A 20,542-nucleotide genomic window follows, 5' to 3' on the forward strand; every position below is an offset into this window, starting at 1 on the left:
GCCTTTCTCGTTGTCGCCGAAGCCTTTTCAGCTGATGTCGGCGTTGCCGGCTTTCCATTCCGACCACGGGATGTTCCAGTCGCCGAGACCGTCCACGCCGGACAGCGTGCCGCCCACGGTGTTCTTGATGATCGTGATGTCACCGCGCTTGGTGTTCTCGTACACCCAGCGCGCGTTCGCCGGGCTCAGGTTCAGGCAGCCATGGCTGGCGTTGTAGCTGCCCTGCGCGCCCAACGACCACGGCGCCGAGTGGAAGAAGATGCCGCTGTAGGAGATTCGCGTCGCGTAATCGACCGGTGTCCGGTAGCCGTCCGGGGAACCCACCGCGACACCGTAGGTGGAGGAATCCATGATCAGCTTCTCGTGCCGGTCGGCCACGATGTAGATGCCGTTGTCGGTGGGCGTGCTGTTCTTGCCCATCGAGGTCGGCATCTCCTTGATCACCTGGCCGTTCTTCTCCACCGTGACCATGTGGGTGTTGTCGTCAGCGGTGAAGATCATCGCGTCGCCGACGATGAAGTGCGAGGTGATGTTGTCCTGGCCGAACAGCCCGTTGCCGAGATCCTTGCCGTAGACGTTCACATCGATGGTGACCTTGGTGCCCGGAGCCCAGAAATGCTCGGGCCGCCAACGCACCTCGCGATTGTTCACCCAGTAGAACGCGCCTTCGACCGGCGGATCCGTCTTGATCTTGATGGCGTCCTGCGCGGCCTTGCGGTCCGGGATGTTCTCGTCGAACTGGATCGCCACCGGCTGACCGATGCCCACGACCTCGCCCTCACCCGGAATCAGGTACGGCTTGGTCTGGTTGCCGGGCGAGCTGGTGGTAAAACTCATCGCCGACGAGTTCGCCCCGCCCAGGCCGATCGCGTCGGCCTCGAGCCGGTAGGTCTTGCCGTAGCCGAGCACCTCGGTGGTCTCCCAGGTCTGGCCGTCGGCGCCCAGCTTGCCGCTGACCGGCCGGCCCTCGGCGTTGACCAGTCGCACAGTGGTGAACTTGCCGTCCTCGACCTTGAAGGTCATCGGCATCGCCGGTGACACCCCCACGTCGCCGTTCTTCACCGGTGCGACCAGTTTCGGCTTGATCAGCTCGGTCATCGGGTTCCGGTCGATCGCCACCGCCGGCCCGGTGCTGCCCGAAGACGACGAGCAGGCCGAAAGCCCGAGTGTCGCCACCGCCAGCAAAATCAAGGGTGCACTGAGCATCCGTACCGACCGACCACGACCAAAGCGCATATCCAACCCCGTTTCAAGTCCCGACGCCGTTCGTCAACGCGCCGATGGCTTCGGATCCAACCGACTGCACAGCTCAACCCACCGCGCCGGCGGGATCGGTCGAGACCACGTGCCCGTCATTCTGCCAGTCCGACCGGCATGATCCAACGCGAATACCGCCCCGACACGGCGGAGTCACACCGATTAGATACGCGCGGACCCTCCCGGCGTTAACACCTCTGGGCAGCAACTTGCCCGCACTCGTTGCCGCACACCGAAAAGGCCGCTCACCAGGCGATTTCACATCTACCACTTCCGCCTGTTAATGTTTGTCCCGCACCGGAACGGAGCCAAGCGCCCCGGATCGGAGCAAACCGGCGCCATTAGCTCAATTGGCAGAGCAGCTGACTCTTAATCAGCGGGTTCGGGGTTCGAGTCCCTGATGGCGCACTCCACTTCGTAGATGGCTCATGCTCATGGAGAGCATGAGCCTTTCTCGTTTCGTCATTGTTTTTGGGGGCCGAGCCCCCAAACCCCAGCCGGAGGGCTTCGCCCCCGGACCCCCGGTCACGGGCGGGCGACCGTTTCGGGCTAATCGGACAGTTGAGCGGTTGTTGGTTCGTTACCTTCGGGGGTTCAAGTATCACGAATGGGACACTCGCGCGCCCGCTTACCCGTTCTGCAAGGCGTTCACTCTAAATAGTTTTGTGACCTACAGCACTAGCGTACTAGAGGCAAACTCCCCGCGTACATACGGTTTCATAGGCGTTGGCCAGGGGGTTCCAAGATCGAAACGACCTGCCGTTCATTTCTCGTTTACCTTCTGTTCAACATCCGTGATCACTCTGTAACGAGGTCGCAAACAGACCTGAAGTTGGTAAGACCGAGGAGTAATACAAACCCCATTCGGAAATGAACCGCTTCGGCCAGGACGAGACCATGATCCTGCTGCGGTTGGCGGAACGAGCATCCAGCTCGCGATCCCCGATTCCGAGTCAACCTCTTCGTCGGTGTGACGAGGAGATCCGCGCGACGCTGCGGACAGGGTGCGCCTAGGAGCGCGAACCCGAAGTCCGCAACCCGACCCGCGTCGTCTGGGGACAGAGTTCCCCCACAACCAAACCACACAACAGCACAGCTCTGCGGCGAGCACCCCGATGGTAGCCCGCCAAGGATCCGCGCTGCTGCGCGGCCGGATCAACCCTGTCCCCGAACAAGGAACCGACTACGTAATGAACCTCTCCACCATCCGACGTCCGAACCTCCGCGAAGGCATCTCCCTCGCAGTGGCCGCAGCGGGTATCGCGGCCGTCGCCGCATCGTCCGCGGTGTCGGTGGCCGACGATAGCGTTCCCTCGCGTGTCGCCATGATCTCCGAGGCCAAGCCGGCGAAAACCGCCGTCGCCGCCGCCGTCGCCGCCCCGGCCAAGCAGGCCGAGGCCGAGGCTCCGGTCGAGGCGCCGGTCGCCGAGAAGGTCGCTGCCGCCGCTCCGGCGCCGGCGCCGGCCTACCCGGACAACCTCGACGGCTGGATCCGCGAGGCGCTCGACATCATGCGGGCCAACAACATCCCGGGCAGCTACGAGGGCATCCTCAAGAACATCATCCGGGAATCGGCCGGCAAGCCGGACGCGATCAACCTGTGGGACTCCAATGCCGCCATGGGCATCCCGTCCAAGGGCCTGCTTCAGGTGATCGACCCCACCTTCGCCACCTACCACGTGCCCGGTACCCCCTACGATGTCTGGGACCCGGTCGCCAACATCGTCGCGGCCTGCAACTACGCCGCGCACCGGTACGGCTCGATGGACAACGTCAACTCGGCGTACTGAGCCATCGACAACTGAACAACAACCGCACAGCTTTCCGGAAGCCCCGTGACCACTAGGTTGGTCCGGGGCTTCCGGCATAGACTGCGGCGATGGCCGACGATTACGCGCACTCCGATGTGTCGGTCAGCCGCCGCGCCGAGAAGGCCCGCCGCTTGGCCACCTACCTCTGGGACCGCGATATCAGTGGGGCGGAATTGCTCGGACTGCCCGCGGCGGCGCGCCGGAAACTGGCCCGTGCCGCCGGCACCAACCCGCCCAGTACCGAGGAAACCTGGACCGTGGCCGCCCGGCTGCTCGACGAGAAAGCCGCGTGGGCAGCGCGCAACCCCGGCCACCCGGCGGCCGGCCGAGCTTGCCCCGACGAGAAGATCCTGTGGGTGAAACCGCCTGTCAGACCATGGACCGCAGGCTGAATACCTGGTGTCGCAGATTACTCTCGGTTGACAAGATGGCGGTGCGTCACAACAGTGTTGGACGGCGGCATGAAAAATTCGCAGCGCGCCATCTCCCCAACCGCAGTAGACACAGAGGAATACATGAACGTTCGCCGGCTCACCGTCAACGTCGCCGTTGCGGGCCTGACGCTCCTCGCGGCGCCCGCCGCCATGGCCAATCCCACCGGTTCCTCCGGCACCGGTTCGTCCGCCATCGATACCGGCTCCACCGCGACCGGCTCGGCGGGTCTGTCCCAGACCGGTTCTGCCACAGGAGCTTTCCGCAACTGCGAGGAGGCCAAAGTGGCGGGTCGTGCTCCCCTCTTCCGTGGGGAACAGGGTTACGGCCCGCATCTGGATCCCGACGGCGACGGATTCGCTTGCCCGACGGTCTGATACCGCTCAAACGAAAAACACCCGGTGTGTCGAACACCGGGTGTTTTTTGTTGTCGTACTCGGAGATTCAGCTCAGCGGCGGAAAACCTTGATCAGCACCAGGCCGACCACCACCGCGCCCGCACCGATCAGGCTGTACTTCACCTTGGGTTCGTTCAGCTTCGCCAGCACCATGTGCTTGGTGTCGTCGGCGATCCGCTGCGGATCGGCGCGCACAGCGATCTCGTCGAGCGTGCTCGCCAGCCGGGTGCGGGCCAGCTCGATCTCCCGCTCGATCCGCTCGGTATCCTTCGCCACTCTTGTGTCCTCCTTCGGATTTGCAGACGAGTGTATCTGTCGGCAGGTTGGGTTACCGTGCTCGGCGTGACCGACAAACGACTCTCCCCCGGCGATACCGCCCCCGCGTTCACGCTGCCCGACGCCGACGGCAACGAGGTCTCACTCGCCGATTACCGCGGCCGCAAGGTCATCGTGTACTTCTACCCGGCCGCGAGCACCCCTGGCTGCACCAAGCAAGCCTGCGATTTCCGCGACAGTCTGGCCGAGCTCGAGGGCGCGGGCATCGAGGTCGTCGGCATCTCCCCGGACAAGCCCGCCAAGCTGGCCAAGTTCCGCGACGCCGAGAAGCTGACCTTCCCGCTGCTGTCGGATCCGGACAAGTCCGTGCTGAACGCCTACGGCGCGTTCGGCGAGAAGACGATGTACGGCAAGACCGTGGTCGGTGTCATCCGATCCACCTTCCTGGTGGACGAGAACGGCAAGATCGAGGTCGCCCAGTACAACGTCCGGGCCACCGGTCACGTCGCGAAGCTGCGCCGCGACCTGTCGGTCTAGGTGTCGAAGGAGCGGATGAAGCTCTCGTAGCCGTCCAGCATCCGCTCCAGACCGAAGTCGAAATCGAGTATCTGCCAATCGATTTCGTCGTCGTTGTAGGGCCACCGGGCGAATGCCGCGGCCACGTGCGGGAAGCGTTGCGGATCGATCAGCCGCGCGAGCATCGCGTCGTAGTCTTCGTCCTCCCCCTCGTCGGCGTTGAGGCTGCGCCCCACCCGCACTCGGCCCATCACGTAGAACGTCATGTTCATCACCAGCTGCATGCGAATGGCATTCGGCACGCGGGTCTCGTCCAGTGTGGCCAGGCCCGCCTCCAGCCAGGCCATATTGTTGGGCCCCATCGGCGGTTCGTTCACCGGGATATCCAGCCACCACGGGTGCCGCTCCAGGGCCTCGTATTCCGCCAGTGCCCAGCGCCGCAGGCTTTCCCGCCACGATTCACCCGACACCGTCTCGGGCGGTAGGCCGATGGCCCGATCCAGCAGCATGTCGAACAGGGTCTTCTTGCTGTCGACATAGCGGTACAGCGACATGGCGGTGAAGCCGAGTTCTTTGGCGATCCGCCCCATCGAGATCGCCGCCAAACCCTCCGCATCGCCGATGCCGATCGCGGTGTCCAGGATCTGCTCGAGGCTGAGCCCGCGCTTGGGGCCGCGCTCCCCTGCCCCGTCCAGGCCCCACAACAGCGCCAGCGACTTCGGTATCGCCGCGTCCCCAGGTGTCGCCATCGGCTTCCGCACTCCTCTCCTGCACCCGCGCGGCGGCATCGTGCGCCACCGCGTGCGTCCAATCCTGCGCGCCCCGCATCCCGGCCGCGCACGCGGTCCCCGCAGTCGATCGGGCACTTGCGCCCGATAACTGTTTACCCTATAAACTGAGTTTAGTGCATACACAGTTTTGGATCGGAGCCTTCCTGATGTCCCCACAGCCACCTCCCGCCCTCGCCGTGCACCGGCTCGGCAAATCCTTCGGCGAACACGTCGTACTCGACGGCATAGACCTCACTGTCGCCGCCGGAACGGTCTTCTCACTGCTCGGGCCGAATGGCGCGGGCAAGACCACACTGATTCGCATCCTCGCCACGCTCAGCGCCCCAGACGCCGGTGAGGTCCGGGTCTTCGGGCACGATCTCCTGCGCGAAGCCGATACCGTGCGGCAGCTCATCGGCGTCACCGGGCAGTATTCGGCTGTCGACGGCATGCTCACCGGTCTGGAAAACCTGAGGCTCACCGGGAAATTGCTGCACCTGGACCGCACGGAAATCAACCGGCGCAGCACCGAGTTGCTGGAACGCTTCGATCTCACCGAAGCCGGTGACCGCCGTTCGGGCACCTACTCCGGCGGCATGCGCCGCCGCCTGGATCTGGCCATGAGCCTGATGGGACGCCCCCGAATCATCTTCCTCGACGAGCCCACCACCGGCCTCGATCCGCGCAGCCGGCGCGACCTGTGGGCGGTCATCCGCCGACTCGCAGCCGACGGCGCCACCGTCTTCCTCACCACGCAATACCTCGAGGAAGCCGACCAACTCGCGGACCGGATAGCGGTCCTGGACAGCGGAAGGATCGTCGCCGAGGGCACACCCGCCGAGCTCAAACGGCTCGCGCCCGGGGGCCACCTACTGTTGCGCTTCGGTGACCAGCAAGCGCTCGCCGCGGCGGCACGCGTCATCGACGGGCAGGACGATCCGGAACAACTCACGCTGCAGGTGCCCTCCGACGGGCACGCCGACGAGGTCCGCAAACTACTCAACCGCTTCGCCGAACTCGACATCCCCGTCCACCAAATCACCGTGCACGTGCCGGATCTCGATGATGTCTTCTTCGCACTGACCGGCCACCCCACCCAGACCGAGAAGGCTGCCTGATGACTACCGTGACCGCCCATTCCGACGGCTTGTCCGCGCTCCGTCCCGGACTGCTCCGATCCGTCCGGGATTCCGGCACCATGCTGGAACGCAATCTCCGGCATACCCTGCGCAGCCCCGACTCGATGATCATGACGATCGCGCTGCCGATCATGATCCTGCTGATGTTCGTCTACGTCTTCGGCGGCGCCATGGATGTGGGCCCCGGACCGTACATCGACTACGTGGTGCCGGGAATCATTCTGCTGTGCGCCGGATTCGGGGCCGCGACCACCGCGGTCAGCCTGTCCACCGATCTCACCGACGGCATCATCGACCGGTTCCGGACCATGGCTATCGCGCGCACCGCGGTCCTCACCGGACACGTGGTGGAAAGCCTGATTCGCAATATGATCACCAGTGGGCTGGTGATCATCGTGGCGGTCGCGCTGGGGTTCCGGCCGACATCGGATCCACTGCGGTGGCTGGGCGCGCTCGGCGTCATCGCGATGTTCGTCTTCGCACTCTCCTGGGTGGCCGCGGCGTTGGGACTGCTGGCCAAGAATCCGGAGGCGGCCAACGGCTTCACCTTCATCTTCATGTTCCTGCCCTATGTGAGCAGCGCGTTCGTGCCCCCGGAGTCGATGCCCACGGCACTGCACTGGTTCGCCGAAAACCAGCCCGTCACACCCGTGATCGAGACGGTGCGCGGACTGCTGATGGGCACGCCGATCGGCAACAGCGCGCTGCTGGCCGTGCTGTGGTGCGCCGGGATCGCGCTGGCGGGATACCTGGCGGCGGGCAGGTTGTTCCGGCTGCGCACCAAGGACTGAGCGCCGCGGGCACGCGAAAGGCCCGGCGCCACAAGGGCGCCGGGCCTCTCGGTGGTCGAGATCACGCAGGCATGACCTGCTGCGTCGCCCACGTCACCATCATGCGGACGTGGTTGTCCCACCACCGGTACGACTCCGGGGTGAACGCCGGCGGCGGCGGTGCCTCGCCCGGGAACAGCAGCGAACCGTTCGGTGCGCCGACCTTCGTGGTGGTCCCGCTGGGAACGCCAGCGCCCGGAAGCACCGCGGACAGGCCCTGCTCGGCCTCGTGCGTCGCGCCGAGCTCCTCGAGCGGCACCATGGCCTCCGGCCGGTCCTGAACCAGCCGCGAGCCGACCAGCGACTGCGAACCCGTCCCCGCGGGCGGGTCGAGCAGCACGATCGTCGGTTCGGGTGCCGCCCCGGTGCCGGCGATCGAACCCGTGGGTTCAGCCAACGGCGGCGCCGCCGGCTCGATCGAGACGCCGGCCGACGAACCGCTCGACGAACCGGTATCCGAGGCCGACGAACCGCTGTCCACGATGGCCCGGTTGTCCGAGCCCAGCCGGGTGTCCGCGACCACCGTGGGAGTGGCCCGCGAATTCGTGGCATACAGACCGCCCACCACGAGTCCGCCCGCCAGCACGCTGGCCGCCGCGAATACTGCCGCGGTGCCGCGCACCGGATGGGATTGCTCGGCGGAATCGGCCAGACCGCCGACATCCGCCATCGCGAACAGGGCCGCTCCGACCGCGGGCGCCACCTTCGCGATCTTGCACGGCAGTACCGGTGCGCCGAACCCGTCCACCGCGTCCCGCACCGCCGGGGTGTTGGCGGCCGATCCGATCAGCACCACCGCGTCCGGGCGAACCGCGGCCGCCTCGAACTGGTCCCATGCCGCCGTCACCGCCGCGCCGAGCGACTCCTCGGTCGCGCCGCCCGCCTGGCTGGTGGCGGCCAGCACCCGGCGGCGGTACCGGTCGACCAGGGTGAACGCCTGATATCCCGGGACCACTTCACAGATGACCAGATCGTCGAACTCGCTCAGCCAGGTCATGGCGCCGGCGACACTCAGATGCGCCGCCTTCGCCGACACCAGCGAGGCCGTATGCCATTGCCCCGACGCCAATTCGGTGACGATGGCGCGTCGTTCGGCGGCATCGCGGTAGGCGACGGCCGCCCCCGCGATCTCCAGCTCGTCGTCGAGCTCGGCGGCGATATCGTCCATTGCCGCGTGCACGGCCGCCGCTACGTCCGCCTTGGTGTCGCCGTGCGTTTTCGCCACCCGGTGCAGCAGCACGCGCTCCGGTAGCCGCTCGCCGCTTTCGGCCAGCGCTACCGCGTGCACGGCACCACGTTCGGTGGAAACGCCGAGAGTGACCACAGATCGAGCTACCACAGATACGCCTTCCCGATGTGAATCCTGAACCTCGGTCAATGCACGCGAATCCACGCGCGCTCGGTATGAGTTCGGCACTGCGCAGGGCACGGATGGGTGGTGAAATGTGACAAGACCTGGACACGCAGACCGCATGCGCGTGTCGCGCGCGTGTCGATACCGCTAGCCTGGAGCAGTGGATGTACACACGGAGGCCAGGGCAAAGCGGCACCTGGACCCCGCGTTGGAGTTGCAGGACGACCCGCAGGAACTCATGCCGCGCCGCCGGCCCACACAGGAACGCAGCAAGCGCAAGTTCGATGCCCTGCTGCAGGCATCCAGGGAACTGCTCACCGAAGTCGGATTCGAGTCGTTCACCTGTGAGGAAGTCGCGGCCCGCGCGGAAGTCCCGATCGGCACGCTCTACCAATTCTTCGCCAACAAGTACGTCATCGTCTGCGAGCTGAATCGCCAGGACCTGGTCGCCGTCTCCCGCGAGCTCGCCGACTTCCACGGCGAGGTCCCGTCCCTGGACTGGCTGCGCCACATGAACCAGTTCGTCGACCACATGGCCGGCCTGTGGATGACCGACCCGTCCCGGCGTGAGGTCTGGCTCGCCATGCAGTCGACCCCGTCGACGCGGGCGACCGGCGCTATCCACGAGAAGGAGTTCGCCGAAGTAGTCGCGCAGATGCTGCGACCGCTCACCCCGCGCACCCCGCGGGCGCGCCGGACCATGATGGCCGAGGTGCTCGTACACGTCGTGTACTCGATGTTGAACTTCTCGGTACAGGACGAGCAGAGTCACAAGGACGCGGTGTCGGAATTGAAGCGACTCATGGTCGCGTATCTCCTTGTGGCCGAGAAGGAATCCCGTTCCGCCAGCGGCCACTGAGGGTTAACATGCGGTTATGTCGATTCCGCATATGACGCAGGACGAGCAGGATCGGCCGGATCTTCCCGAGTACATGACTTGGGAGGAGCTGGCGACGCTGCCTGATCACATCGCCCGCCAGATCGAGCTCTGGGAGGGCCGTGTCGTCTGGGTGCGCACCGGAACACCCGAACATCAGCAGTTCCGCAATCGTCTCTGGAGCGCATTGGACCGAGGCGCCCGAAAGCACAGAGCCACCGCCCCGGAGCAGTGCTGGATCGCAAACAGCGAAACGAACGTATTCCTCGATCGCACCCATAGAAACGACTTCGTCACCCCGGATTTCGTGGTCTACCGATGCCTGCCGAAGGAGTACGAGTACGTACATTTCGATGATGTCGTGCTCGTGGGCGAAGTCCTGTCTCCATCGAACACCGAGAGTGATATCAGGGAGAAAAAGGCCAGGTACGCCGACGCCGGGATCTCGATGTACTGGGAAGTAGCGCTTGCGCGCGAGCCGCGAAGCATAGCCCGGATAACGATTTCCGCGTTGCTCAGATACACCGAGGAACTGTTTCCGGGCATAACCCCGTTGAAGCCGGTGCACTACGTCGAGATTGCCCAATGGACCCCCGCAGACGACCCGGACGGCGTCCATATCTCCGTGCCGTTCCCGATCCACATCCCCTGGGCGGAACTGGCGTTCTGACTACTGAGTGGCGCTGCGCCCCTCGATGATGTCCGCGAGCTCACCCGGATCCTCCAGGATGACCATCGCGGCAGCGGTGTCCCCATCGTGGGTCAGCGAGAGGTGAACCCGTACCCGCGGCAGGAATTCCGCCGCGAGGCCGTGCAGTTTGATGCTGGGCCGCCCCCAGGCGTCGTTCACCACCTCGATCAAAGGGTATGGGTTGTCGCCGATTTGAGGTGAGCGGGCGAAGCGAGTGGACGCCCACGCCTTGATCACCGCTTCCTTCGCGGCCCAGCGGGCGGCGTAGTGGCGCGCCGAGTCGGTCGGCTTGCTCTGGCAGTAGCGGCGCTCCCCCGCGGTGAAACTTTCCCGGACCATGGTGGTTCCGGAGCGTTCGAGTTGTTCGGCGAACTCCGAGATGGTCACCAGGTCCAGGCCGATACCCAGGATGGTCACTGCTTTTTGGCTCCTCTGTCTGATTGGCGGCCTTCACTGCGCCCTACATGGTTACGCTGCGCTGCCGCCTCCGGGCGCTGAGCTCAGGCCGCGGTGTCGATAAGAAGGGGCAGCCGCTGTTGCAGCGGCTGCCCCTTTGTGCTCAGTGCAGCGTAGTGGCAGAGGCCCCTACGAGGTGGCGTCCTGATCCAATTGCCCGACGATGACAGCGCCGGTGCCGCAACCGAATCCGTCGGCACGGTAGGTGCCGTTCTCGCTCAGGCGCGCCGTGGGCGACAGCAGCACGTCGGCTTCGAGTTGACGAATCTGCTTGGCGGGCGTGCCATCCGCGCCGAGGCGACGGTCGGCGGGGCGCTCGTACAGCGGGGCGCCGCCGCACATGGCCTCGGCGAACCGCTGCCGGCCGTTGAGCTGCCGTTCCTGTGCCCTGGCCTGGTACTCCTCGCGCCGGCCCGGCTCGATGGCCTGGATGAAGGCCTCCGGATGCACGATCGCGAGGAGACCGGACACGTGCCCGAAGCCGAGCGAGGTGACCAGACCGGCCTTGAGCGGGAAACGCTCACCGAAGCGCAGCGGTTCCCGCGCCCACACCAGATGCGGGTAGTCCTGCATCTTCTCGTCGACGCAGTCCAGGCTCCGATTCGGCGGCACCACACCGTTTTCCAGCACCTGGCACAGGCCGATCAGCTGGAACGCGGCCGCACCGCCCTTGGCGTGACCGGTCAGGCTCTTCTGCGACACCACGAACAGCGGTGCGCCCTCGGAGCGACCGATGGCCGTGGCGAGGCGCTCGTGCAACTCGGACTCGTTGGGGTCGTTCGCGGCGGTGGACGTGTCGTGCTTGGAGATCACCGCGATGTCGTCCGCGCCGACGCCGAGCTTGCGCAGTTCGTTGGCGAACCGCGATTCCCGGCCGCCGCGACCCGCACCCAGCGCACCGAGACCGGGCGCGGGGATGGAGGTGTGCACGCCGTCGGCGAAGGACTGCGCGTACGCGACCACACCGAGCACCGGCAGACCCATGTCCAGCGCGATGTCGCCGCGGGCCAGCAGAACCGTTCCGCCACCCTGTGATTCGACGAAACCGCCGCGGCGGCGATCGTTGGCGCGGGAGAAGTAGCGGTCGCTGATGCCCTTGGCGCTCATGGCCGCCGAGTCCGCGGTAGCCGACATGTCACCGAAGCCGACGATGCCCTCGATGCCGAGATCGTCGTAGCCGCCGGCGACGACCAGTTCGGCCTTGCCGAGCTTGATCTTGTCGACGCCCTCCTCGACCGACACCGCGGCCGTGGCGCAGGCCGCGACCGGGTGCACCATCGCACCGTAGCTGCCGACGTAGGACTGCACGACGTGCGCGAGCGCCACGTTCGGCAGCGCTTCTTGCAGAATGTCGTTCGGCCGGGGCTCACCGAGCAGGTTGTCGATGTAGAGCGAGCGCATCGAGGACATGCCGCCCATACCGGTGCCCTGGGTGTTGGCCACCAGCGACGGGTGCACCCAGCTCATCAGCTCGGCCGGGCTGAACCCGGAGGACAGGAACGCGTCGACGGTGCAGACGATGTTCCACAGCGCGACCCGGTCCACCGAGGCGGCCATGTCGGCGGAGATACCCCAGATGGTGGGGTCCCAGCCGGTCGGGATCTGGCCACCGACGGTGCGCGAGAGCTTGGCCCGGCGCGGCACCCGAATCTCGGTGCCCGCCTTGCGGGTCACGGTCCAGTCGCCGGAGTCGGCGACCGGGGTGATGATGGTCTGCTCGGGGTTGGCGGCGTGGAAAGCGCGCGCCTCGGCCTCGCTGCCGACGGTGAACGACAGGTCCTGATCCAGGAACACCGAGGTCATCAGCGGCGAGGTGTTGTCGACCATCGCGCCTTCGTCCGCGTAACGGCGCACACCGCACCGTTCGACCACCGCGTCGTGGTAGCGCTCGGCCAGCTCGGACTCCGGTACGAAGTCACCGGATTCGGTGTCGTACCAGCCCGGCTTGGGATCGTTCTCCCAGGTGATCATGCCGGTGGTCCAGGCCAGCTCCAGCACGCCCGCGGCGGAGAGCCGGTCGACGACCTCGACCTCGAAGCGGGTGCGCGCGGAACCGTAGGGGCCCAGCTCGCCGGCGCCGACGATGACGACCATGTCGGCGAGATCGGCGGTGACCTCACCCCACTCCGGCACCGGCAGCGCCGAGCTCAGGGTGGGCGGCGCGGGCAGCGCCGGAATGGTCACTGCCGCATCGTCTTCCGCGATCTCCTCGGCCAGCTGCTCGGCCGCCTGCTTGGCCAGCGCGGGCAGGTCCAGCTTGGCCCGCGCCAGTCCGCCGGTGAGGTCGATCTGCTGCGGTCCGGTAGTGGTGACCTGGCGGGCCCGCGAGGTGCACCACTTGAGCAGTTCGTCGGCCATCTCGCTGGTCGACCAGGTCTGCACGCCGGCCTTCTCGACCGCCTCGACCATCGGGTCGTTGTGGCCCATCAGACCGGTGCCGCGCACCCAGCCGATCAGCGCGTGCACCAGGGTAACCCGCGCCGACCAGGACTTCTCGGCCCGCCACTTGGCGACCACCGCGTCCAGCGCGGCCTTGGCCTCGCCGTAGGCGCCGTCGCCGCCGAACAGGCCGCGGTTCGGCGAACCCGGCAGCACCACATGCAGTTTCGCGTCCACGTCGTGGTCCGCGCCGATCTTGGACAGTCCGCCGATCAGCCGTTCGACGGACCAGAGCAGGACCCGCATCTCCATTTCGGCGCGGGCGCCGGCGTCGGCGAGGTCGCCCGCGACCCGCGGCGCCGCGAACGGCAGCAGCAGGGTGGGGGTCATCGCGTCCTTGGTCTTGATCTTCGCGCCACCGGCGTTGTCGACCTGTTCGGTGCCGACCCAGTCGATCAGCGCGTCGATGTCCTGGTAGGACGCCATGTTGGCGGGAACCACCCACAGCGCCGCGCCGTGCCGGGCGTTCTCGCGGTAGAGCTTGCGGTAGAACGCGAGCCGGTCGTCGTTGAGGCTCGAGGTGGTGACCACCACGGTCGCGCCGCCGCCGAGCAGCCGCCCGGTGACCGCCGCCGCGATGGAACCCTTGCTCGCGCCGGTGATCACGGCGATGTCGTCGGACCACAGGCCGGCGTCGTCGGTGTTCAGCGCGGCCTCCGCGATGCGGCCGTAAACACCGGCCAGCACCGAACGTGCCTCGTGCTTCGCCCGTTCCCGCCACCAGTTCGCCTGCGCGGCAACGGCCGAACCCGCACCGAGGTAGCCGTCGACCGGCACGTCGGCGGTATCGGTGTCCAGCCACAGCTTCGCCAGATCCTCGCGGGCGGTGGCCCAGCGGTCGTCGATCAGCACGGCCTTCTTGGCGTCGAACGCGGGCGCGACCAAACGCGGCCAGTCCGAACCCAATTCGGCCGAGACCAGATCCACCAGGGTGTCGGTCGTGGCTTCCGGGGCGGAGATCTGCTCGGTCAGGCCGAGCTGTTCCAGCACCACCCGGGCCGCCGTGGCGAGCACGCCGCCGCGGCCGGTGATCTGCTCGGTGAACTCACCCAGCGCCGCCGCGTCCACGGTCGCTCCCCCGCCGCCACCGGCGGAGGGCAGTGCGACCGAGACACCGCGCCGGGCCGCGACCGCCTGCACCGCGGCGTCGATCGCCGCGTCCACCGAGGCCGCGTCGCCGAGCGCACCGGAGACCAGTCCGCCCAGATCGCCGCCGCGCACGCTGGCGCCCTCGCGGGTGCCGAGCGAGACTTCGGCGGTGACGTGGCTGGCCCAGCCGTCGCCCAGTTCCCACACCTTCTTGACCCGCTCGGCGATGGCGGCGGGCCGCTTGCCGGACGGTCCGAAGACCTTGCGCAGGTGGTCACCGATGGCATCGGACAGCACCGAACCGAACGGCTTGTAGGTACGGGCCAAGCGCTCCACGGTGGCCGAGAGCGCACCCATGTCGGCATCGGCCGCACCGTCGATGGCGCCGAGCGAGAGCTCCGCACCGAGGTCGACGAGCAGCTGGTTACGCCGCGAGGAAACGCCGTCGCAAAGCCCCTCGATGGTGTCGACCGGGCCGATCTGATCCAGCCGCAGCTTGGTCCACAGCGCGATCAGCACGCGGGTGGCGTCGGCGGCGGAGAACACGATGTCGTCCGGACGGGGACCACCGGAGGCCGGGGCCGGGGCCGGAGCCGCGACCGGGGCGGCGTCCGTCACGACCTCGGTCACGGGCGCGTCGATGGGTTCGTCGTCGACCGCCGCGGGATCGGTGTCGGTCGAGTAGACGACCGCCGCCTCACGCTCGATATTGAGCACCTCGACCGTGGCGCCGGAGAAGTCCGGCAGCTTCAGCGTCTGGCTGGCCAGGTTCGCCACGGTAGGCGTCGCGCCCAAACCGATTTCGACGAATCGCTCGACTCCGAGACCGCCATGGGCGGCGTCGGTGAACAGCAGGTCCTGGGTCTCGATCCAGCGCACCGGGCTGGCGAACTGCCAGGCCAGCAATTCGATCAGCACCACCCGGCACAGTTCGGCCGGACGCTGCGCCCAGCTGTCGAAGTCGGCGAGCACCGCGTTCAGCGGCTCCGAGGGCACCAGATCCGCGATCTCCTGCAGGAAGGCGCGCTCCAGGTTGAACGGCCGCGGCACCAGGTTCGGAATGTACCGTCCGACAAGCACTTCCGGGTCCAGCACCTCGGGCAGCAGCTGCTCGAGCTTGTGCCGGAATTCCGGGACACCCTTGCGCAGCACCGTGGAGTGGAACGGCACATCGATGCCGGGCACCAGGATGAAGGCGCGCTTGCCGCCGAATTCCGCTCGGCGACGGTCGATTTCGGCCTCCAGCGCTTCCAGGCCGGCCACCGTGCCCGCGATCGCGTACTGCGAGCCGCGCAGATTCAGGTTCACGACCTCGAGGAACTCCCCGACTTGCTCGCCCACACCGGACACGAACCCGATGACCTCGTCGTCGGGCAGCCCGATCTGCGAGGGACGGATAGCGGCCATCCGATAGTCGCTGCGGCCCTGGGCATCTCGCGGCACCAGCTCGTGCATGGCCGATCCGCGCTGGAACACCACCTCGAGCACCGCCTCCAGCGGCAGCACTCCGGCCACCGCGGCGAGCGCGTTGTACTCGCCGACCGAGTGCCCGGCCAGCATCGCGCCCTCGACGAACGCACCCGCCTCACGCAGCTCGGCGACCTGCGCGACACCGAGAACCGCCATGGCGACCTGGGTGAACTGGGTCAGGTGCAGCACGCCGTCCGGATGCCGGTGCTCGACACCGCGCGCCTTGAGGTAGGTCGGGTTGTCGCGTACCACCGCGAGGATGGAGAAGCCCAGCGCGGCGCGGGTGTGCTTGTCGGCACGCTCCCAGATCTCCTTGGCGGCCTTGGAGCGCGACCGCGCGTCCAGGCCCATCCCCTTGCGCTGGATGCCCTGGCCCGGGAAGGCGTAGACGGTCTTCGGGGCGGCGGTGCGACCGGTCGCGGTCATCACCAGGTCGCCGCCGGTGCGGCAGGACACCTCGACGATCTCGGCGCCCGCGTCGACCGCGACCCGCTCGACCCGCACGTCGATCTCGGCGCCCGGCCGGACCATGCCCAGGAAGCGGGTGGTCCAGGCGGTCAGAGTCCGTGCGGGAACGGTGCTTTCGGGATCCACCGCGGACACCGCGTGCTGCGCGGCAGCCGAGATCCACATGCCGTGCACGATCGGAGCACCGAGACCGGCCAGCTTGGCGGCCGAGTCGCTGGTGTGGATCGGGTTGTGGTCACCGGAGACGTGCGCGAACGCGTGCATGGTGCGCGGCGCGACGATGGTGACATCGCGCCGGCGGCGGCGCGGGGTGTCGACCGCGGACTCCGACAGCGTCCCCGCCGCGCGCGGCGGATCGGACAGCTCGCCCGCGCCGTTGCGGCCGCGGATGGCGAAGCGCTCGGTCAGGGTGGCGACGGTCGGCATGGACAGCCCGGTCTCGGGCTTGTCGAGCATCCCGGTGATCTTCACCCGGACCTCCACGACACGTCCCATATCGGTGTCGACGGTCTCGCCCGCATTGGCCCGGACCACCAGAACGCTGGTCTCGGAGGGCAATTCACCCGCCAGCTCGATCTGGTGATCGAGGTGGACCAGGTCGAGCATGCCCTCGATGACGCTGTGCCCACCCACCCCGTCGGCTTCGCCTCCTGCCATCCCCCGGCCGCCGTCGGCGGTGCGCGTCGCGCCGAGCACGGCGAACACGGCCGGCCAGCAGGCGCCGACCAGCACATCGGGGACGGTGCGGCCCAGCGTGCTCAGGTTGGCGGGCATACCGGAGCCGGTGACGCCGGCGTGATCGGCGATGAGGTCCGGCGTCCAGGCGATGTTGAGGTGTGCGGTACCGCCCTTGACCTCGGGCAGCGACTGCCCCGCAGCGACCGCGAGCAGCGCCGACATAGCGGCGTCGGCGTCGGCCTCGGTGATGACGGGAGCGCCGCCGTTGAAGGTGGAGGCCGGGACGGTGATGCGGATGGACACCGAATCACGGCCCAGCAGCGGCACATTCAGCTCGACGTAGGAGTGGTCGGCTTCCGGTCCGCTGGTCTCGACCAGGGTGGCGCCGGTGCGCGGATGCACCGCGCCCTTGCCGTCGACGGTCCACTCGTCCAGGTCGCCGAGGCGGTGGACGGGGTTGATGGTGGTGCGGCCCGACCATTCGACGTCCGGCGCGGCCAGCACCGTGTCGATCGGACCGGCGGTCACACCCGCGACACGACGCGCGTCCACGGCGAGCGGCACGACGCCGGCCCGGACCAGCGAATACGCCGTGTCCTGCTCGAAGCGGTCGAGCAACTCGCCGACCGGCTCGTCGACGCGGGTGATGCCCGCGACGGCCACCGTGCCGGGGATGACGCAGACCTGATCGGCGGAGTAGCGCGGATCATGCGCCTGCCACAGCGAATCCGAGCGCCACCAGCGGCGCACATCGCCGTCGACGACGGGCACGAAGTTCACCGGCTTGCCCGGAGTTTTGCACAGGCTCACGAAGAACGGGACGTCGGCCGGGTGCAGCAGCGTCTGCGCGGCGGCCGGATACTGCTCCTGCAGCGCGCACAGCGCTTCCACCGGACGCTCGAAGGCGTCGTCGGAGGCGAACAGCGTGGGGATCTCACCACGGTCGGCCGGGTGCAGGCGAGATTCGGTGCGCCGCACCATCTCCGCGAAGCGGTCCCGCCAGGTGATGTCGAGCCAGACCGAGCTGGTGGCCTCCCGGATCGCGTCGCCGAGGTCGGTGCCGCAGTCGAAATCCTTGCGCCGATCCAGACCGACCGCCAGCTCGACGTACCGCTCCAGCCATTCCTGGTACGTCATCGTGGTGACATCGCCGAAATATGGCTTGGCCGTGGCGTTCAGCGCCGCGATGATCTCGTCTTTACGCCGCGCGACAGCCTCGGCGTCGCCGGCGACCTCGTCCAGCAGGCGGCCGGTGCGCGAGGCGGCGTTGTCGATCTCGTGGATATCCGCGCCCAGTTGGCTACGGCCGGAAGCCATTCCACCGTTCGCGGTGCCCGCGCCGACCCAGTCGGGGGTGCCGGGGGTGTCGACGAGCAGCTGCTTGACCTCGGGCGCGGTGGTGGCCTCGAGGGTGGCCATCGCCGCGGTGCCGATCAGCACGCCGTCCAGCGGCATCACCGGGTATCCGTGCGGGGTCGCCCACTCGCCGGTGAGGTATTCCGTTGCGCGCTCGGGAGTTCCGATGCCGCCGCCGACACACACCACGACGTTGTCGCGGCCACGCAGTTCGGCGTAGGTCTCCAGCAGCAGGTCGTCCAGGTCTTCCCAGGAATGGTGCCCGCCCGCCTTGCCGCCCTCGATGTGCATGATCACCGGGTAGTCCGGGACCGCGTCGGCGATGCGCAGCACCGCGCGGATCTGGGCGACGGTGCCCGGCTTGAACGCGACATGCGAGATGCCGACCTCGGTGAGCTCGCCGATGAGCGCGACAGCTTCTTCCAGCTCCGGGATGCCGGCGGTCACGATGACGCCGTCGAACGGCGCGCCCGCGGTACGGGCCTTCTGCACCAGTCGCTTACCGCCGAGCTGCAACTTCCACAGGTACGGATCGAGGAACAGCGAGTTGAACTGCACCGCGCGACCCGGGTGCAGCAGCGTCTTCAGCTCGGCCACGCGGTCGGCGAAGATCTGCTCGGTCACCTGACCGCCACCGGCCAGCTCCGCCCAGTGCCCCGCATTCGCCGCGGCAGCAACGATTTTCGCGTCGACGGTGGTGGGAGTCATACCCGCCAGCAGCACCGGGGAACGACCGGTCAGCTTGGTGAACGCGGTCTCCACCACGATACGTCCGTTCGGCAGCCGCACCGGCTTCGGCGCGAACGCCGACCACGGCTGATCGACCTCGGGGGCCGCGCCCGGCGTGAGCAGGCTGCGCTGCCCGGCCCGGGTGGCGGCGGCCACGATGCCGACGCCGGTGCCCTTCAGCGAGCCCGAGGTGAGCCGGCTCAGCAGATCGCCCGGCCCCAGGTCCAGCATCCACTGCGCGCCCGCGGCGACCGCGGTGTCCACGGTATCGACCCAGTCGATCGGATCGACCAGAATCTCCCGGGCGAGCGCGCCCGCGAGCGCCGCGTCCAACCCGCACTGCTCGGCCCAGCCGCCGACCAGCTCGACGGTGTCACCCAGCGCCGGGTGATGGAACGCGACGTCGACCGTCAGGTCCTCGAAGACCGGCGCGAACACCGAACCGCCGCGCACCTTGGCATCGCGCGCCTTGGCCTGCTCCTCGTGAATTCGCGCGCAGCGCTGGCGAACTCGCTCCAGCTGCGCCGGGGTGCCGGACAGCACCGCGCGGCGGCGGCCGTTGACGATCGAAACCACCGCGGCGGCAAGTGGATCCACACCCGCGCCGACCTCGGCCACCACCTGGCGCAGCCGCGCCGGGTCCACATTCGACACCGCGATCATCGGCGAACGTTCACCCACCGGCATCAGCCCGCGTCGGCGGGCCACCAAACCCGCGGCGGCACCGATCATCTGGGCGATGGCGAGCAGTTCGGCATCGCGTGTGCCCGCGAACTCCACCGAGGTCGCCGCCAGCCGGCCCTGCGAGTGCCCGACCACGGCCACCGGCGCGTGCTCGACCGGATCCAGCCCCTGCAGTTTCAGCGCCTTCAACGCGGCCAGCTGGGTCAGCAGCACACCGGGCATCGATACCGCGGCCGACCGCAGCACATGCTCCGACGGCGCGGCCGAGACCTCTTCGTCGGCGAGCTCGTCCTCGAGCATCCAGCCGACCGGGTCGAAACCGACCGGTCGCACCACCAGCAGTTGCGCCGCAACAGGTTCCAGCAGCGCCGCCGCCTCGTTGACCAGCGCGGTGAGCTCGGGTTCCAGCGCGCTGTCGCGCCCGATCTCCTCCAGCTCACCCAGCCATTGCGCGCCCTGCCCGCCGAATGCGAGCGCGTACGGAGTACCGCTCAGCAGACGATCCACCAGCGGCGCCCGCCCATCCCGCTGGGCACCAACCTTCGCGGTCGGTCCGGTCCCGGTCTCAGTGCTCTCGTTGATCGTCAAGACGCTTCGACTTCCTTACTCCTGGCGACATGCCCCCACGGACACGCCGCTCCCTCCGGTACGCAGGGTGCTGCTCAACCTCTTGGCCTGATATGGGCGAGGATTGCACAAAATCATGAGGAAAGCCTCACGTTTGCCTCCCCACCCACCGCTTACCGGTTGGTATTTCTGCACATCAGTACCAGAATGCCGACAAACATGAGGCCCACTCACGTTTGAACCTGCAGGTCCACC

14 protein-coding genes and 1 tRNA gene are annotated in these 20,542 nt (G+C 67.7%); 9 read left to right on the forward strand and 6 right to left on the reverse strand.

Annotated elements, in window-relative coordinates; all coding sequences use genetic code 11:
• Window positions 1-27: 27 nt before the first annotated feature.
• Window positions 28-1,236 carry a L,D-transpeptidase gene (locus tag BJ987_RS35635; RefSeq protein WP_209897417.1) on the reverse strand — a complete coding sequence of 403 codons (1,209 nt, stop codon included), beginning with the start codon at window positions 1,234-1,236 and terminating at the stop codon, window positions 28-30.
• Window positions 1,237-1,592: 356 nt separating this feature from the next.
• On the opposite strand from BJ987_RS35635, the gene BJ987_RS35640 reads away from it, so the two are divergent.
• From BJ987_RS35640 to BJ987_RS35655, 4 genes are all read left to right on the forward strand, one after another.
• Window positions 1,593-1,665 (forward strand) — tRNA-Lys (locus BJ987_RS35640).
• Between the two features lie 782 nt (window positions 1,666-2,447).
• Window positions 2,448-3,047 (forward strand): transglycosylase SLT domain-containing protein, encoded by a 600-nt coding sequence (locus BJ987_RS35645; RefSeq protein ID WP_209899659.1) that lies wholly within the window; start codon window positions 2,448-2,450, stop codon window positions 3,045-3,047.
• 89 nt (window positions 3,048-3,136) lie between these two features.
• The gene (locus BJ987_RS35650; RefSeq protein ID WP_209897418.1) at window positions 3,137-3,460 is read left to right on the forward strand and encodes a hypothetical protein; all 324 of its coding nucleotides are present in this window, start codon (window positions 3,137-3,139) and stop codon (window positions 3,458-3,460) included.
• Window positions 3,461-3,583: 123 nt separating this feature from the next.
• On the forward strand, window positions 3,584-3,877 hold the full coding sequence (locus BJ987_RS35655; RefSeq protein WP_209897419.1) for an excalibur calcium-binding domain-containing protein: 294 nt from the start codon (window positions 3,584-3,586) through the stop codon (window positions 3,875-3,877).
• 72 nt (window positions 3,878-3,949) lie between these two features.
• On the opposite strand, the gene BJ987_RS35660 is transcribed toward BJ987_RS35655, so the two are convergent.
• On the reverse strand, window positions 3,950-4,174 hold the full coding sequence (locus BJ987_RS35660; protein ID WP_194819787.1) for a DUF3618 domain-containing protein: 225 nt from the start codon (window positions 4,172-4,174) through the stop codon (window positions 3,950-3,952).
• Between the two features lie 66 nt (window positions 4,175-4,240).
• Here BJ987_RS35660 and bcp point away from each other — a divergent pair, with 66 nt between their 5' ends.
• Complete coding sequence (gene bcp / locus BJ987_RS35665) at window positions 4,241-4,711, forward strand: thioredoxin-dependent thiol peroxidase (protein WP_209897420.1); 471 nt, start codon at window positions 4,241-4,243, stop codon at window positions 4,709-4,711.
• Here the strand turns inward: bcp and BJ987_RS35670 are convergent.
• Window positions 4,708-5,439: a TetR/AcrR family transcriptional regulator gene (locus tag BJ987_RS35670; protein ID WP_209897421.1), complete on the reverse strand. Its 732-nt coding sequence runs from the start codon at window positions 5,437-5,439 to the stop codon at window positions 4,708-4,710. The two genes, bcp and BJ987_RS35670, sit on opposite strands and share 4 nt — an antisense overlap.
• A 188-nt stretch (window positions 5,440-5,627) precedes the next feature.
• Between BJ987_RS35670 and BJ987_RS35675 the strand changes: the two genes are divergently transcribed.
• Both BJ987_RS35675 and BJ987_RS35680 read left to right on the forward strand, forming a co-directional pair.
• Window positions 5,628-6,578, forward strand: coding sequence for an ATP-binding cassette domain-containing protein (locus tag BJ987_RS35675; protein WP_209899662.1), 951 nt, complete (start codon window positions 5,628-5,630; stop codon window positions 6,576-6,578).
• Window positions 6,578-7,390 carry an ABC transporter permease gene (locus tag BJ987_RS35680; protein WP_209897422.1) on the forward strand — a complete coding sequence of 271 codons (813 nt, stop codon included), beginning with the start codon at window positions 6,578-6,580 and terminating at the stop codon, window positions 7,388-7,390. The genes BJ987_RS35675 and BJ987_RS35680 overlap by 1 nt, the downstream gene beginning before the upstream one ends.
• Before the next feature lie 61 nt (window positions 7,391-7,451).
• Here the strand turns inward: BJ987_RS35680 and BJ987_RS35685 are convergent, their stop codons facing one another.
• Entirely contained in the window at window positions 7,452-8,768 is a 1,317-nt protein-coding gene (locus tag BJ987_RS35685) for a DUF7159 family protein (RefSeq protein WP_209897423.1), read from the reverse strand.
• Window positions 8,769-9,021: 253 nt separating this feature from the next.
• On the opposite strand from BJ987_RS35685, the gene BJ987_RS35690 reads away from it, so the two are divergent.
• Both BJ987_RS35690 and BJ987_RS35695 read left to right on the forward strand, forming a co-directional pair.
• Window positions 9,022-9,642 (forward strand): TetR/AcrR family transcriptional regulator, encoded by a 621-nt coding sequence (locus BJ987_RS35690; protein WP_245367831.1) that lies wholly within the window; start codon window positions 9,022-9,024, stop codon window positions 9,640-9,642.
• A gap of 16 nt (window positions 9,643-9,658) precedes the next feature.
• Window positions 9,659-10,330, forward strand: a complete 672-nt coding sequence (locus BJ987_RS35695; protein ID WP_245366284.1) for a Uma2 family endonuclease — start codon at window positions 9,659-9,661, stop codon at window positions 10,328-10,330.
• Here the strand turns inward: BJ987_RS35695 and acpS are convergent, their stop codons facing one another.
• Both acpS and BJ987_RS35705 read right to left on the reverse strand, forming a co-directional pair.
• Window positions 10,331-10,768, reverse strand: a complete 438-nt coding sequence (gene acpS, locus BJ987_RS35700; RefSeq protein ID WP_194819782.1) for a holo-ACP synthase AcpS — start codon at window positions 10,766-10,768, stop codon at window positions 10,331-10,333.
• 168 nt (window positions 10,769-10,936) lie between these two features.
• Window positions 10,937-20,308, reverse strand: a complete 9,372-nt coding sequence (locus tag BJ987_RS35705) for a type I polyketide synthase (RefSeq protein ID WP_209897424.1) — start codon at window positions 20,306-20,308, stop codon at window positions 10,937-10,939.
• Window positions 20,309-20,542: the final 234 nt, after the last annotated feature.

The sequence above is a fragment of the Nocardia goodfellowii genome (genome assembly GCF_017875645.1).
In the GTDB taxonomy this organism is placed as follows: Bacteria; Actinomycetota; Actinomycetes; order Mycobacteriales; family Mycobacteriaceae; genus Nocardia; species Nocardia goodfellowii.

Excerpts from the sequence above, each read along its gene's own strand:
- BJ987_RS35675 (WP_209899662.1), top strand. The coding sequence starts at position 5,628 with ATGTCCCCACAGCCACCTCCCGCCCTCGCCGTGCACCGGCTCGGCAAA.
- BJ987_RS35650 (WP_209897418.1), top strand. The coding sequence starts at position 3,137 with ATGGCCGACGATTACGCGCACTCCGATGTGTCGGTCAGCCGCCGCGCC.
- BJ987_RS35670 (WP_209897421.1), bottom strand. The coding sequence starts at position 5,439 with ATGGCGACACCTGGGGACGCGGCGATACCGAAGTCGCTGGCGCTGTTG.
- BJ987_RS35680 (WP_209897422.1), top strand. The coding sequence starts at position 6,578 with ATGACTACCGTGACCGCCCATTCCGACGGCTTGTCCGCGCTCCGTCCC.
- BJ987_RS35645 (WP_209899659.1), top strand. The coding sequence starts at position 2,448 with ATGAACCTCTCCACCATCCGACGTCCGAACCTCCGCGAAGGCATCTCC.
- BJ987_RS35695 (WP_245366284.1), top strand. The coding sequence starts at position 9,659 with ATGTCGATTCCGCATATGACGCAGGACGAGCAGGATCGGCCGGATCTT.
- BJ987_RS35655 (WP_209897419.1), top strand. The coding sequence starts at position 3,584 with ATGAACGTTCGCCGGCTCACCGTCAACGTCGCCGTTGCGGGCCTGACG.
- BJ987_RS35690 (WP_245367831.1), top strand. The coding sequence starts at position 9,022 with ATGCCGCGCCGCCGGCCCACACAGGAACGCAGCAAGCGCAAGTTCGAT.
- BJ987_RS35635 (WP_209897417.1), bottom strand. The coding sequence starts at position 1,236 with ATGCGCTTTGGTCGTGGTCGGTCGGTACGGATGCTCAGTGCACCCTTG.